Origin of the sequence: Pseudidiomarina salilacus (assembly GCF_047323925.1) — a bacterium.
Classification (GTDB): domain Bacteria; phylum Pseudomonadota; class Gammaproteobacteria; order Enterobacterales; family Alteromonadaceae; genus Pseudidiomarina; species Pseudidiomarina salilacus.
Map to the genome: position 1 here is coordinate 1,235,790 of NZ_CP178751.1, position 14,274 is coordinate 1,250,063.

Genomic DNA, 14,274 nt, shown 5'->3' on the forward strand with positions numbered 1-14,274 from the left:
CCTTTAGGCATAATACAGTAATAATAGATTAATCTTCATCAAGCTTTAGCTTTAACTTTCTTCCAAGTCGCGCAGACATGGCCTCGATAAAATCATCAGAACCAAAAGCACCTTGCGCCAGCTGAGTCGCGCGAAGTGTGTTGAGAAGTTTGCGATACTCACGGCTGTGCACTTTAGTTGCATTGACTAATTTTCGATAATTCTGCCGACATTCGATTGGGTTTCTTCCTAATTGCAAAAATGCCTTATGCGGCTGCAAAAACTTTGAAAAAAGCCCCTCCGCATTATGACGATACGAACTCCAATGCCAACTTCTTGGGTGACGCGTCAAACGCGCCTTTACCGGATTCAATTCAATATACCGATACACCGTAATGGCATATTCGTCATCGCCAACTAAAGATGAGAAAAAGCGCTTTTCATAAAGCGTTCCTGTGCGGTGATATTTGGCGTTGTAATAACGCGTATAACAGCCCGTAAGACACATCATCATACGCCCAACTTTGTGGCGACTATTCGGTGTGACGAGTAAATGAATATGATTTGGCATAAAAACCCAAGCATGGACTGCAACTTCGTACTTCTTTGCAAAGCGAATTAGCATTCCCGCAAACCGCTGGCAGTCATTTTCATCTTTAAAGATTCGCTGGCGATTATTTCCTCGTTGGGTAATGTGTAACGCAATTCCCGGCACATCGTTTCGTTTCCGATTCGGCATCACAACTATCCTTATTGGTCGCAAAAATTTCAGTATAGCGACGTTGTGCAGGGCGATGATTTCGTGTCATTGTTAGCTTACAGATACTGCTCCACCACCAGAAAGGGCAGCCCTCCCTCCCGCATCACCGCGTGAGAAGGAAGGGCAGCCCTCTTTAGCGGTAGAGCAAATCGTAATTTATACAAAAGAGGGCTGCCCTTTCTATGCAATTTCGTGCCATTTTTACTGTGCTGCTGGTTGTATCGACAATGAGATGTGCACTCGCAAATGAACCTCAAAAACCGCTGCAAGAAAACGGTGATTGGTACACTCCAAAAGATGAAAACCTTGTTTTGCTCGAGCTTGAAGCCGGCAACGTGATCATTGAACTCGCACCTTTTTTTGCGCCGAGTCATGTGCAGCATTTTCGTGAGCAAGTTCAACACGGAAATTATGATCAAATCGATTTTTACCGCGTGATCGAAGGGTTTGTCGCTCAAGCTGGGGCTGAAGGTGCTGAAGGGGCTGAAGGTGCTGAAGGTGCAGAGCCATTGTCGGCAGAATTTGAACGTTCGCAAGATAACAACGCGGAGTGGCTATTGGTGCAGCATCCAGCTCTGTTAGCGCAAAGCGATGGATATCTAAATAACTTTGCGGCGGCGCGCGATGATACTAAAGAGTGGTTAGTGCATTGCCCTGGCAGCCTCGCTATGGCGCGGTCAAACGATCCCAATAGCGCATCCAATCATTTTTACGTCGTCCTCGGTCATGCTCCGCGACACCTCGATCGCAATATGACCATCTTCGGACGTGTGATTAAAGGTATGGAGCACCTGCAGACATTGCCCCGCGGTAACCTTGAGGCTGGCGGTGTCATCCCTTCGAGTGAACCACGAGGAAGTATTAAAAAAGCTCAATTATTCAGTATGATAGATAGCCAAAAACGACCGATTATACGCATTCAGAAAACTACAGGAGCGGCTTACACAAAGCGTCTCACGGAGGCTCGAGCACGTAACAACGAGTTTTTTATCTACAAAGGGAACGGCGCGCTAGATATATGCTACTACCCACCGCGCGTTGAAATGACGTTGCCTGAGGCTAAGCAGCAGGAGGAAAAACCGCAGTAACCCGCACGGTTAAAGGCTTTCCGTTGTGCGACCAAGGAATGGTTGCGCCTTCTGACAAGCCAATGAGAGAACTCCCAACCGCAGTTAAAACAGAAATATCATCGTGCTCGTTGACGCGCTCTTCTGGGTAACACAATCGTTTCTCGAAGACTTTACCAGACTCGATAATTTCGAAACGAACGCGAGAATTCATAGTAACGACGCCATCAGGCAGCTCGCTCTGCGCTACTATTTTTGCACGCGCAAGTTCATCTTCCAGTTTTGCTGCGTTTTCATCACCCGCCTTTTGCTTTTCAAGCAAAGTTTCCAAACGCTGTAAATCGTATTTTGAAATAACTATTTCTGGCAGGTTGCTCATCGCTCCCCTCCCTCGATTGTAACTTTTTGAATTTTTTAGATGCGAAAAGCGCCGGTCGCAGCGTGAAGTGCGGCCGGCTTAGATATGGAAGATGAGAACTGCGTGCGCGGTTTGGCGCGGAATCACCAACATGTAATTTATCTCCGTGTATTTGTGCGAGTTTACTCGAAGAGCCCGAAAAAGCAATATGTTGCGGAGAAAGGGCTGCCCACTCTACTGCGGTGCGCGTCGGCGCAGAGGGGCTGCCCTTTCTACGATGGCAGTGCAGCGCCAACACGGCCTATAGCGCAGTTGAACCTCGCCCCAAAAACAAAAATCGATCCACCTGTTGCAAATACGAATGATTCGCATTAGGATCCATAAAAATTCTAATCTTGGGAGTTCAATCGATGATGCAACGCACAAAAATAGGCATAACACTCGCGACACTGTGGACGCTCACCGCATGCGGTGGTTCTGACAGCAATAACGAACCCGCGCTCGAATCCATCCAAGCGCAACTCAACGAAGACACCTCCTGGCAGCAGACGGTAAACTTTAACGGCACACCCATCGTCATCGCTGCGCCACAACATGGTGAAGTCAGTGTCGGTGCAGCACTCGTAACCTACACTCCTAATCAAGATTTCAACGGCGCAGACTCTGTTCTCATTGAGGCCGGCAACACGCGCTACTCGATCAGCTTTGATGTTGAGCCAGTCAATGACGCGCCGCGCATCACCCAATCGCTCATCGAAGTTGCGGCAGAAAACCGAATCGACGGCCAGATTAATGCTGAAGACGTAGACGGCGATACACTCACTTTCGAGCTAATCGAAGCACCAGAAACAGGCTCGTTAACACTCGCAAACGACGGAGCATTTACGTTAGAAATAGATACTTTAACGTTGCCAAATCAATCTTTTAAAATTGCTGTAAGTGATGGAGTCGCTGATACTAAAGCGACGATCCAACTCAAACCGGCATATACCACAAACGCAGAAAAAGCAGCTTATTACTATCGGTCTGACGAATCCCATCTCAAAAATGCCGAAGCCAAGGCCGCAACCATCAATGATGACATTCTTGCCGCTCCTGCTTACAGCGCCATCGCGCAAGGATATGCCAAAGCTGCATTACAAACTGAAGTCGACCGCATTTTTGACGACCATATTCGTGGCCAGGAAGCGACGGCGCGTGCTCTACAAGATCTTGCCAAAGCTTACGAACAAGGCAACGACCAAGAAACAGCTAATCAGCTACGTCGCGATGCTCTCAACGCCTACGCACAATTCATCGCTGATAATGGCATTGCCAATATCTCAGCAAGCGACGCGAGCTTTTTACTGACGTTGTTAAATCAACAGGTCAACGCCAACGACAACGCGGGCGCCGAACAGACAATTCAACAGTTAAACCTCTATACTACGACGATTGGCGGTGCTAACAACGAATATTCAACAGCTTACGGACGATTGGTAACGGCCTACCGAAATCAAGTTTCGGCAGCAATCGAAGCCTATCAGCAGCAACGGGATAACACGTCACGTAACGCAGCACTGGCTGCAATCGACCGTTTTAGCGGCATTGTCGCCAGCACGGGCTTTCAAACGTTAACGCGCGGCGACTTGGCGGGAGAGCGGGCGTACAAACTCGCACCGCTCTATAGTGCGACCGCAATTGGCTACTACATTAGCATTGGAGAACTCGAAGCCGCCCGCGAACAACTCGCTGAAACCATTAGCTATTATACAGCGGTTGAGTACGATTCTGAGTTAGCTCGTGAGGCAAAACCGTACGCCGCAAATAGTTTGCAAGATTACACGTTTCCGCTAGTGGACGCCGCTGCAGCTTTCGCAATCCTCTATCCCGAGCGTCCAAGCAGTGAAAACGTCGCCTTTAATTTGATCCCAAGTGACAACATTTTTTACGCTAGAGCGCAAACCGCCATCAGCGGCGCGTCAGCATTAGCGGGGATTTTGAATGGTGGATCAGTGCAAGATGCAATCGCTCTGCTGCGTACGGATTTTGCAGACGACTTACGTGAGCTGCAGACCCAGCTTACACAAAATACTCCTTCCAGCCCCTACTTAGGTGCGCAATTGCTGGCACTCGGATACGAAGCTGAAGCGGCAGCCGCCTTTACCGCCGGGTTAGAAGTTTTGACCTCCAGTGCTTACATTGCAGAGAACGGTGGCGCCACCTTGTATACCACTGGAACACGTGGATGCCTTAAATTTGTTCAGCTTTATCAAAGTGTTGACAGCCTCGATGCAAACGATGCCGCACAAGCTTGCGAATCTATGGCCACAACATACTTCACTGCAGTAGAGGGCGACGTTTCTGTTGCCGACGTAGTGAACGCTCACATTGACGCTGTCACCGCTTGGCAGGCTATTGACGCGAATCAGCGCGCGTTGAATGTGTTGGAATCTTTACGTTCACGTTTTGCGGAGTTAGCAACTGACTCAGAAGAACAGTTCGAATTCTGGGTCGATTACGCGCAAGTGAGTGCTCACAGCGGTGCCTATGCAGTTGCTTTTGATGCATTGGAAACTTTGTTGAATTTGGCGAGTAACGAAAGCTTATCGAACCTTGCCCGTACTGAGCAATTGATCGCCGTGGCTGACCTGCTAGCGAGTCTAGAGACGACCAACGCAGTGTTGTTTGATCGCTACTCGATACTCGAGCGGATGCGCCGAGTTGCATATAACAACGACGACTACGCGTCACTAATGCAGCGCGCCGAGCTATTGAATGAAGTCGTTAGCTCCTCTTTAGCCACCGCATTACGCGCAACGCCCGAGGCTGATGCACTAGATTTAGCCGAAGATTTTGTTCTTGCCATGAGCTCATTGCGTAAGTACTCACTTGCAGCTGAACTATCCGCTGAATTACCGCTTGGTGCAGCCGAACGTCTAACTTATGACGCAATTATTGCACAAACCCAAGCGTTGCAAGACGACTTCCCTGCCAGTCTCGTAGCTTCAGTGGATACCGATAGCGATGGCCTAGCTAACTTTTTAGCGGTTAATGCTTCGCCTGAGCAACTCGAAGCAAACGATATTGCAACCGATAACGATGCCGACAATGATGGAGTTGAAGATGCCAACGACCCAACGCCACTCGGCTAAATTATCGCGCCTGTGGATGGCGCTCGCACCCCTGCTTGTTTGCAACACTTTTTGGGCGCCCGAGGCTTATGCTGCGGGCGCTAGCGAGGCGCCGCCCACCGAAAAAGGGCAGCCCTCCTCCTCCGCACCGACTAAATCAGAAAGGGCAGCCCTTTCTGCGGATGAAAGCCAAGCAGATCAAGGCCGTGCGCCAGAAATCAAACCGCTCGAGCGCATTATTGTCAGGGGTCAGCGTTATGCGCCAGAAAGCCTCACATTAAGCGGTGAGTACAACCTTTCGCGGGACTATTTGGATGGCCTTCCGCACGGCAACGGCAATATCACAGACTTATTGCTGACGCTGCCTGGAGTGCAAGGCTCTGAAAGTGCTCTAAATGCGGAAGCACAAAGCGAAATTCGTTCGCAGCTATTATCCATATCGGGGGCACAACCTTGGCAAACCGGTTTTTACTTCGACGGTGTCAATAACAACTCGCGTCTCGACCCGGCGGCAAGCGATGCCTCGCCTGCACAGGTTAATGACGTGCAGGGTCACCCACAAGCGACCTTTATCAACCAGAGCTTGGTCGACAATGTAACCGTCTATGACAGCAACGTGCCTGCCAAATTTGGCGGCTTCTCAGGCGGTGTAGTCGATGTGCAAGCGAGGCGAAACATGCCGTCTGACGCCAGTCTCAACCTCAGTTATCGCGGCAGCGAGTCAAGTTGGAATCGCTATCGCGTTATCGATGAGCGTCAATTAAACGGCCAAGAAGGCGCCGACGATAGTGATGCGGAAACCTTCGCAACACCCGAGTTCAGCAAACGTACTCTGAGTTTAAGCGGCACCGCACCTATAGGTGATGACTACGCGCTCGACTTTGCATTGAGTCGCACCACTTCTACCGTGACCGAACTTTCGCTGCGACAGAACGAGCTAACCGAACGCGAATCCGTCAGTAGCAGACTTGCATTCACGAGCTATGCCTGGGGTCTCGATGAGGTTCGAATCTCAGCGACTTACTCACCCTACGAGGGCGGTTATTTACTGCCTGATGTCAAGGATTCCGCGTTCTCCATCGAAGGTGGAGGGCAGACCTTGCAAATTTCCGCGGAACATCGAGTGAGGGCTGCCCTTTTTGCTACCTCCGTAGCCTACGCAAGCTCCGAAAATAGCCGCTCCGCGGCAAATATTTACTTGCCGTGGTACCGTGCTCCCGGCAAAAATTGGGGCATTGACTCGGGTGAAGTTCCTTTCAGTGTTGAGGGCGGTTATGGCGATATTGAGAAGGAGCAAGAATCCTTAACTTGGCAAGGCTCAATCAACTTCGATACTTGGCAATGGGGCGCCAGTGATCATCGCTTTGAAATGGGCTTTGAAACCAGCTACCTAGAGTTAGCAAGACGCCGCACGGAAACCGGTTTGGTCTACAACAGTCCATTTCGCGATGCCAATATCGACTGCCGGGGACAAACTATTGATTGTATTGAGCAAAGTTTTCAAATTCCGTTAGAAATTTTAGCGGAAGAGCTCGGCGGCACGATTGACTTCAGTAACCCGGAACACCTCGCAGCATATGAAGCTAACCTATTGACAAGGGGACAATTTTTTCAGTATCGCCGAGTGTATCCATTAGAGTACATTAATGTTGCGTTACAGGAATCTGCTGGCTATCTACAACATTCTATCGACCTGAATTCTTGGGAGTTTAAGCTGGGTTTACGCGCAGATTATGACGACTTCTTGCGTAATTTTAATTTTGCACCACGTTTACAAGCAGGCGTAGATATTGGCGATGCGCGTTTCATTTTAGGAGCCAACCGTTACTACAACGCAAATGTGCTCACCTATAAAATTCGCGAGCAACAACGCGGCTATATCACGCAATATCGCTCGCTGGTGAACGGTGTTGTGCAGGACTGGCGCACCTCGTCCGACGCGCAACGGTTCCGCTATCGCTTTGACGATTTGCGCACGCCTTATAGCGATGAAGCGACCTTGGCCTGGAAACAGCGGATTGCCGGCGGTGTGTTCAGCATCAAAGCAGTACAGCGTTGGCGTCGCGACTTATTAACGCGCGAAAATACTATCGATCGCGACGGTTACACCGAAATCATCCAAGGCAACGAAGGTGAAGGCACGCATCAACGCCTAACCCTTTCCTATCAGCGTGCCTTTGGTCGTCATGGACTCTGGCTGCACGCAAGCCACACCGAAAATGAGACAACTGCAGAATCCTACGATGCGACTGTTGAAGCCATTCCTGAAGATGAGATCGTCTTCTTACAGACGGGTGATGATTATCGGTTGCTTAGCTTGGATGATTTATCTCGTCGCCAAGACGACTTTTCACGTCCGCTAACAGCCCATTTATCGCTGCGAAGTGATTGGTCAGACGCATTCAGTACAACGCTAATGGTGAACTACGTTGGCGAATACGAAAGTGCGGAAAATACAGGTTTGTTGCGAGAAATATCACGAGGCGACCAAATCTGCTCAGATTGTGAAGTAGACGCCCTCAATTACCCCGTATTTCGGGTGGTCGAGCGCCCTGCTCGCACGTTACTGAATGCAGTTTTCCAATATGAGTTTGCCCTGCATGAGGAGCATGAGCTGAGTCTGTCATTTGAAGTGTCAAATTTGCTCAATTCTCGCACCTACAGTGTCGGCCCAGGCTTAGCAGGAATTGAGACCGGTCGGTCGTTCTGGTTCGGAGTCAATTATGCGTGGCGCTAGATTCAAACTGCTGTTGATGACCATCATATCGCTGCCTCTGCTGTTCCATTTATTGCTCGTGGGGGCTGCCCTTTTTTCCAGCAAGGGCAATGCTGACGCGGGATCGAATCTTTTTGCTCGCAACGAAAAAGCGTCACTCATGTCTTACGAACAGTTCGAGCGTTTGAACGGCTTACGGGAGGTTGCAGAACAGTCCTGGGGGCAGCCCTTTTTAGCCGCCAGCTCAAACACGACAAGTGATCCGGTATTTTCTGCGACATTGTGGCAACGCTATGTACTCCCGCAAGAGCAATGGCCTCCGCTTGCGGTAGGAGCAGCCGATGATTTGCAGCCCCTTCCTGCCCCTCCTACTCAGGACCCGGAATTAGTCAGATTTGGCGCACAGCTATTTCACGATCCGGGGCTCTCGCGCGACGGCAAAGTCAGCTGTGCAAGTTGTCACAAAAGTTCACATGGCTTTGCAGACACTGAACGAGTGACGCCAGGTGTCGATGGATTACTGGGTAAACGCAACGCACAAAGCTTGTTGGACGTGCACTTGTGGGACACATTGTTTTGGGACGGGCGAGCAGCAAACTTGGAGGAGCAAGCACACATGCCGTTGGAAGATCCCGTAGAGATGGCCTCCACGCGACAGCACGCCGTTGATTATGTGTCGGATAAATATGGCGAATCTGCTTGGTCGGAAATTGCTCGAGCATTGAGTGCATTTCAGCGAACCTTGACCCTGCATGAACACCCTGATAACCGTTTGGACCAATTTTTGTGGGCTGTTGACGATGGTGATGTCGCCTTGGCGTCCTCGCTGCTGACTGACCAAGAGCTGCATGGGCTACATTTGTTCCGCACCAAAGCGGGCTGCATTCGATGCCATAGCGGAGCCTTGCTCTCAGACCAAGAGTTCCACGTAACGGGCTTTCATTATTACGGTCGCCGATTTGAGGACTTAGGCCGCTGGGAGCATGAGCAACGGATTGAAAACTTGGCCGCTTTCCGCACCCCTATGCTACGAGGACTGATGCAGCATCAACCATGGATGCACAATGGCTTGTTCGATGATCTGCGCGGAATCATACGGCAATACAGTCATGGCGGACCACATCCGCGTCGTCCAGACTCGTTACCGCTGGTAATGCCTTATCCAGAAACGACGGACGAACTTGTGCCCTTTTCACTAACACGCGAAGAGGAGGACGCCCTGCTCGTGTTTCTACAGATGCTTTAAGTTATTAAGTTATTGCAGGAAGCGTTGACTGCTTTCAGCGCGGAACTATTGTGCAATAAGATAGCTTTATAAAAAAAGGGCAGCCCTCCCTCACTTTTCTCTGCAAGCAGCGGAGCTCTGCCCCAAATTGAGTCTTTTCCCTTATATCTAGAGGCGTACACGATGAAATGTCCAGTTTGCAAAGAAGAAAACTTAGTCATGGCCGATCGCCAAGGAATCGAGATTGATTACTGCCCCTCATGTCGCGGCGTTTGGCTAGATCGAGGAGAGCTAGACAAGATCATTGAGCGCTCCCAACAAAGCCAAACGGCAGCGCAACCTAATCCAACGGCGCAGCATCAAACACAAGAACATTATGGGAGTCGTCACCAGCAGCAACCGGGCGGATACGGCTACAAAAAGCACAAGAAGAAAAGCTTGCTTGGTGAGCTGTTCGATTTCTAAGAGCTCACCATGAATTGATAAAGGATTTTACGAACTTGATAACGAACTCACTTTGGGCTCCATATTTGAACTTATTTGGATCTCTTTCTTAGTTCGGTTGGATTCTTATCAAACTCCTTTTAAGCTCTACTTAAATTCTTAAACAAGCCATTTAAGATTCACATTAAACGCATTTTAAGATCTGGATTAAATCATTTTGAAGGCACTAATAACTATCACACAATCTCAAAAAGGGCAGCCCTCCCTCCCGATTAGCAACAACCGCAGGAAGGGCTGCCCTCTTTAGCGGCGCGAGCCGCACCACGCAAGGGCTGGCGGCTGCAACAAGTCGACGCTCGACGCAATGTAGCAAAAAAGTTGCGGCGGTACGATAGCCAATAACGAAATGTTTGCTATAACTATGAGCTGAAGCAATTAGGGAAAGCAGCGTGAAGACTCAACCGATTAAAACAACAACAAAAAGTTACCAAGAGCATTTCGAACAAAGGGGCACCGCCTACGAACGAGCGATGCAGGCGTATCCGCATGCCCGTGACGAAGAGTTTCTACAGGCACTAAACGCCTCAGCAAACATCCTAACCAACCCACAGCAGCAGCTTAGAGTTGCTGATGTCCCAGCTGGTGGCGGTTATCTGCAACGTTATCTGCCGCCTAACTGTATTTGGCTCGGCCACGAACCATGCGCTAGCTTCATGCACCATGCGACCACAAACCTCGTGACCACAAACCAATCGACCACAAGCACCCAAGTCACAGATAAACCACTCCTTCCACTCCCCTGGCAGGACCAAACCATCGACGTAGCTATCAGTGTCGCCGGCTTACATCATCTGGAGGACAAAACGCCCCTATTCAAAGAGCTGCACCGAGTCCTAAAAAGCAACGGCGAACTTATCATTTCCGATGTGGCCACAGGTTCAAATGTCGCAACATTTCTCGACACTTACGTGGGTGCAAACAATAGTACCGGGCATGAGGGGATCTACCTTGACGAGCGCACCAAGCAGGAATTACGCCAAGCCAACTTCACCATCACAGCCCACAAACACAACCATTTCTATTGGAAATTCAACAATATACAAGAGATGGCCGAATTCTGTCATCAATTATTCGACCTAGAACTATCCACTGCCAAAGATACCCAAGAAGCCATCGAGCGCTACCTTGGCGTCGCAGCAATCGCCCACAACCAAGTCGGCATGCGATGGTCACTCACCACCATCCGCGCGATACCTAACTACGAGTCCTAAGCCAAAATGACAGCCAAACTCATCTTAAAAAATGGGCCGTTCGAGCATAAACAAGGCTACTTAAATGGCCGAAATTTTCCGACGCTCAAGGTCCGCGTAAAATCCGAAAATGCATACAATAACTGGCCTCAGCTGTTGGATAACCTCGTCAAGAGAACGCAGCAACACATTGAGTTTATGGGGTTTTCATTCGATAACGATGCAATAACAATCGATACAGCACCGCTCGACAGCAGCTCGGATTGGAGTGTGTTGAGCATCCCAGTTCCGCACTGCAACACCGATATTATTTATCAATGTTGGCGGCTGGCGCTGTTTACCAGTGAAAAATCACTCGACACTGCAGCACTTAAAAAGCTTGGGCCAATAAAACGTAATAGCCCTAGTCCTCTCATGACGAATGCCGCCAACGCGCTCGGTTTGCCTCTTTTCATTATTGCCGACGCCACTGCACAGTATGGCCTCGGCCGTAATTCGCGTTGGTTTAACCATACTTTTAGCGAACAAACTTCGAATCTTTCAGCGCGACTCGCACGTGATAAAAAATCCAGCATACAGCGGCTCAAAGCCGCGGGCTTAACCACCACGCGACACTATTTGGTGAGCTCCTTGAATCATGCGCTTGATGCGGCGAAACATCTTGGCTATCCCGTGGTAGCGAAACCCTATAATCAAGATGGCGGAGGCGGTGTCACGGCGGCGATTACCGATGCCAAGGAGCTGACTTTTGCCTACGAAAAAGCAGCTAAACTCAATAAGAATGTGTTGATTGAGAAACATGTCGAAGGCCGCGATTATCGTTTGACGGTGTTCGACGGCAAGCTTGTTTGGGCGGTTGAACGACGGCCGGCAGGAGTCACCGGTGATGGTAGTAGCTCCGTCAAGCAATTGATTGAAAAAGAGAATCAAAACCCTGCTCGCATGCCCGGTAGCGCCAAACAAACTCTAAAGCCCTTACAGCTCAATAAAGATGCCGAGTTAATGCTCGCGAAGCAGCAGTTAAAAGCTTCGGATGTTCCCAAGAAAGACCAGTTTGTGCGCTTGCATAGCATTGCGAACGTCGCCACTGGGGGCACGCCGCATGTGGTGACTGAGATGGTGCATCCTGACAACGCCGTGTTGGCTGAGCGCGCAGCCGCTGCGTTACGCCTTGATCTTGCTGGAGTCGATTTGATCATTCCAGATATCAGCCGTTCTTGGCGCGAGACGGGGGCAGCAATTTGTGAAGTCAATGGCCAGCCCGATCTAGGCTCGACCACGGCGCGCCACTTGTATACCGAATTACTCGCCTCGCGTGTTCCGCAGCAGGGCCGGATTCCTGTGGTTATTTTGGTTTATGGCGACGGTGCCGACGGCGCGGCAGCTCAAGCGGTCGAAGCCGCACAACAGACCGCCGCTGAACTGCGTAAGCAATATGAAAACGTGGGTTGCAGTTTGCCCAGTCCGCTGAGCCTTAAAGCAGCAGACACTCCTCTGACGCGCCAAAATTTTCTCAACGACACCGAAATCTTTCACGCCAGCAATGACTTCTACAACGTCGCAGTCATGTTCTTAACCGACCAGACGCTCGACGCCTTGGTGATGTGCGCGTCAGCGGACGACGTCTTACAACAAGGACTTCCTGTGCAACGCGTCGACACGCTTAAGTTTTACGGAGCTATCGACCCTGCGGTTAGGAAGGCGCTGGAGCCTCACATTGTCAGTACTTAACGCAGCTCGCTGACAGAGCTTGAGCGCTGACTACACCACTGGGGCATTGCGCAAAATTGGCTGCTGCAAACTAATCAACGTCTCCGTCGCTTGTATTTCATCAATCGACTGGATTTTGTTGATCAATAAATCTTGCAACTGCTCAATCGACTGCACTAACACCTTGATAAATATACTGTACTGCCCTGTCGTATAATGCGCCTCAACGACTTCAGGCAAGGCTTCTAGCCGTGCCAACGTGCGCGGGTAGTCCCCTGCACGCGCCAGATTAATGCCAATAAAACAGCACACTTGATAGCCGAGTTTGCGCGCGTCTACATGCACATGGGTACCGGTAATCACGCCCGCTTGGCGCAACTTCTCGATACGCACATGAATCGTAGCTGCGCTCACATGCTGCGCTTTTGCAAGTTCCGCATAAGACGTTCGCGCATTGGTTTGCAGCGCATTAAGAATATATTTATCGAGTGCGTCCAAAGTTAAATTAGCTGACATTTAATTTGCTTTCCTGTTTTATCCATTAAAATAGATTATTTCCAATTTATAGCCCATTTATTATAGATTGTTAATAGTGCAATCGTATGTTCGTTAAATAGTATTGAATATAAAAGCCAAATTGATGAATCTACCTTCAACAACAACGCAAATAACTTGAAGGAAATTCACCATGTCACCGATTCTCACTCGCCAACGCCAGGTCGCCCGCTTGAAAGCGCAAATCACGCATGATTTATGCGAAGCATTAAACCTCTACGAGGTGCATGCGCCCTTGCTCGTACCGGCAAATAGCGGCTTACAGGACACCTTAAGCGGTCGTGAGAGAGCGGTGAAAGTGCACGTCAGCGCGGAACAGAAACATTACGAAGTCGTACACTCATTAGCAAAATGGAAGCGCAGCGTCTTGGCTGCACACCAGGTTCCGGTTGGCGCCGGTATCCTCGCGCAAATGACCGCCTTACGCCCCGACGAAGAGCGCATCAGTGAGCGCCATGCGGTGCAAGTCGATCAATGGGACTGGGAGCAAGTCATCAGCCCATCACAACGCAACTTAGCGACTTTACGCGCCACCGTCACCAGCATCTACCAAGTGCTAAGAAGGGCAGCCCTTATTTGCCTGCAGCCCACGCAGGTAGCGGAATCGGTGTTTTTTGTTCACAGCGAAGAATTGCGCCAAATGTACCCTGCTTTGACGCCCAAAGAACGTGAACATGAGATCACAAAAATGCATAAGGCAGTGTTCATTATCGGCATCGGCCAAGAGCTAAAAGATGGCGTTGCCCACGATGACCGCGCCGCCGACTATGACGATTGGAGCAGCTTCAACGACGATGGCTACAGCGGCTTGAACGGCGATTTACTGGTTTGGCACGATGGCTTACAAGATGCTTTGGAGCTGTCTTCTATGGGGATTCGCGTCGACGCTACAGCTTTGAAGCGCCAGATTGCCCAGCGCGCCAGCAGCACCGCTACCGGCCAACGCACCCTGCAACAGCCTTGGCACCAATCCCTCCTGCAAGGAGGGCTGCCCTCCACCATAGGCGGAGGCATTGGCCAGTCTCGCGTGGCGATGTGGCTACAACAGTCTTCGCACATTCGCGAAGTTCAGTTCCCAACAACGCTCAGCGCATAGC

The 14,274-nt window shown here is 50.2% G+C and carries 11 protein-coding genes; 8 read left to right on the top strand and 3 right to left on the bottom strand.

From position 1 onward, the window contains the following. Nucleotides 1–28: 28 nt before the first annotated feature. Nucleotides 29–718 carry a transposase gene (locus ACJ8W9_RS05955; RefSeq protein WP_411358947.1) on the bottom strand — a complete coding sequence of 230 codons (690 nt, stop codon included), beginning with the start codon at nucleotides 716–718 and terminating at the stop codon, nucleotides 29–31. 248 nt (nucleotides 719–966) lie between these two features. On the opposite strand from ACJ8W9_RS05955, the gene ACJ8W9_RS05960 reads away from it, so the two are divergent. After that, entirely contained in the window at nucleotides 967–1,827 is an 861-nt protein-coding gene (locus tag ACJ8W9_RS05960) for a peptidylprolyl isomerase (RefSeq protein ID WP_411360615.1), read from the top strand. On the opposite strand, the gene rnk is transcribed toward ACJ8W9_RS05960, so the two are convergent. Next, nucleotides 1,799–2,185: a nucleoside diphosphate kinase regulator gene (rnk, locus tag ACJ8W9_RS05965; RefSeq protein ID WP_411358949.1), complete on the bottom strand. Its 387-nt coding sequence runs from the start codon at nucleotides 2,183–2,185 to the stop codon at nucleotides 1,799–1,801. The genes ACJ8W9_RS05960 and rnk overlap by 29 nt on opposite strands. A gap of 389 nt (nucleotides 2,186–2,574) precedes the next feature. On the opposite strand from rnk, the gene ACJ8W9_RS05970 reads away from it, so the two are divergent. The 6 genes from ACJ8W9_RS05970 to ACJ8W9_RS05995 all read left to right on the top strand — a co-directional run bounded on the left by ACJ8W9_RS05970 (nucleotide 2,575) and on the right by ACJ8W9_RS05995 (nucleotide 12,643). After that, nucleotides 2,575–5,298 (top strand): Ig-like domain-containing protein, encoded by a 2,724-nt coding sequence (locus ACJ8W9_RS05970; RefSeq protein ID WP_411360616.1) that lies wholly within the window; start codon nucleotides 2,575–2,577, stop codon nucleotides 5,296–5,298. Continuing rightward, nucleotides 5,270–8,014, top strand: coding sequence for a hypothetical protein (locus ACJ8W9_RS05975; protein WP_411360617.1), 2,745 nt, complete (start codon nucleotides 5,270–5,272; stop codon nucleotides 8,012–8,014). The genes ACJ8W9_RS05970 and ACJ8W9_RS05975 overlap by 29 nt, the downstream gene beginning before the upstream one ends. Nucleotides 8,015–8,153: 139 nt before the next feature. Further along, nucleotides 8,154–9,239 carry a cytochrome-c peroxidase gene (locus ACJ8W9_RS05980; protein WP_411358952.1) on the top strand — a complete coding sequence of 362 codons (1,086 nt, stop codon included), beginning with the start codon at nucleotides 8,154–8,156 and terminating at the stop codon, nucleotides 9,237–9,239. Between the two features lie 162 nt (nucleotides 9,240–9,401). Next, complete coding sequence (locus ACJ8W9_RS05985) at nucleotides 9,402–9,683, top strand: zf-TFIIB domain-containing protein (RefSeq protein WP_411360618.1); 282 nt, start codon at nucleotides 9,402–9,404, stop codon at nucleotides 9,681–9,683. 428 nt (nucleotides 9,684–10,111) lie between these two features. Continuing rightward, on the top strand, nucleotides 10,112–10,933 hold the full coding sequence (locus ACJ8W9_RS05990) for a class I SAM-dependent methyltransferase (RefSeq protein ID WP_411360619.1): 822 nt from the start codon (nucleotides 10,112–10,114) through the stop codon (nucleotides 10,931–10,933). 177 nt (nucleotides 10,934–11,110) lie between these two features. After that, nucleotides 11,111–12,643: a hypothetical protein gene (locus ACJ8W9_RS05995; RefSeq protein WP_411360620.1), complete on the top strand. Its 1,533-nt coding sequence runs from the start codon at nucleotides 11,111–11,113 to the stop codon at nucleotides 12,641–12,643. Between the two features lie 30 nt (nucleotides 12,644–12,673). Here ACJ8W9_RS05995 and asnC read toward each other — a convergent pair whose 3' ends face one another. Further along, complete coding sequence (gene asnC, locus ACJ8W9_RS06000) at nucleotides 12,674–13,138, bottom strand: transcriptional regulator AsnC (RefSeq protein ID WP_411360621.1); 465 nt, start codon at nucleotides 13,136–13,138, stop codon at nucleotides 12,674–12,676. Between the two features lie 172 nt (nucleotides 13,139–13,310). Between asnC and asnA the strand changes: the two genes are divergently transcribed. Further along, on the top strand, nucleotides 13,311–14,273 hold the full coding sequence (asnA, locus tag ACJ8W9_RS06005) for an aspartate--ammonia ligase (protein ID WP_411358956.1): 963 nt from the start codon (nucleotides 13,311–13,313) through the stop codon (nucleotides 14,271–14,273). Nucleotide 14,274: the final 1 nt, after the last annotated feature.

Coding starts and splice junctions, on each gene's coding strand:
- ACJ8W9_RS05955 (WP_411358947.1), bottom strand. CDS start 718: ATGCCGAATCGGAAACGAAACGATGTGCCGGGAATTGCGTTACACATT.
- asnC (WP_411360621.1), bottom strand. CDS start 13,138: ATGTCAGCTAATTTAACTTTGGACGCACTCGATAAATATATTCTTAAT.
- ACJ8W9_RS05975 (WP_411360617.1), top strand. CDS start 5,270: ATGCCAACGACCCAACGCCACTCGGCTAAATTATCGCGCCTGTGGATG.
- asnA (WP_411358956.1), top strand. CDS start 13,311: ATGTCACCGATTCTCACTCGCCAACGCCAGGTCGCCCGCTTGAAAGCG.
- ACJ8W9_RS05960 (WP_411360615.1), top strand. CDS start 967: ATGAGATGTGCACTCGCAAATGAACCTCAAAAACCGCTGCAAGAAAAC.
- rnk (WP_411358949.1), bottom strand. CDS start 2,185: ATGAGCAACCTGCCAGAAATAGTTATTTCAAAATACGATTTACAGCGT.
- ACJ8W9_RS05970 (WP_411360616.1), top strand. CDS start 2,575: ATGATGCAACGCACAAAAATAGGCATAACACTCGCGACACTGTGGACG.
- ACJ8W9_RS05985 (WP_411360618.1), top strand. CDS start 9,402: ATGAAATGTCCAGTTTGCAAAGAAGAAAACTTAGTCATGGCCGATCGC.
- ACJ8W9_RS05995 (WP_411360620.1), top strand. CDS start 11,111: ATGGGGTTTTCATTCGATAACGATGCAATAACAATCGATACAGCACCG.
- ACJ8W9_RS05980 (WP_411358952.1), top strand. CDS start 8,154: ATGTCTTACGAACAGTTCGAGCGTTTGAACGGCTTACGGGAGGTTGCA.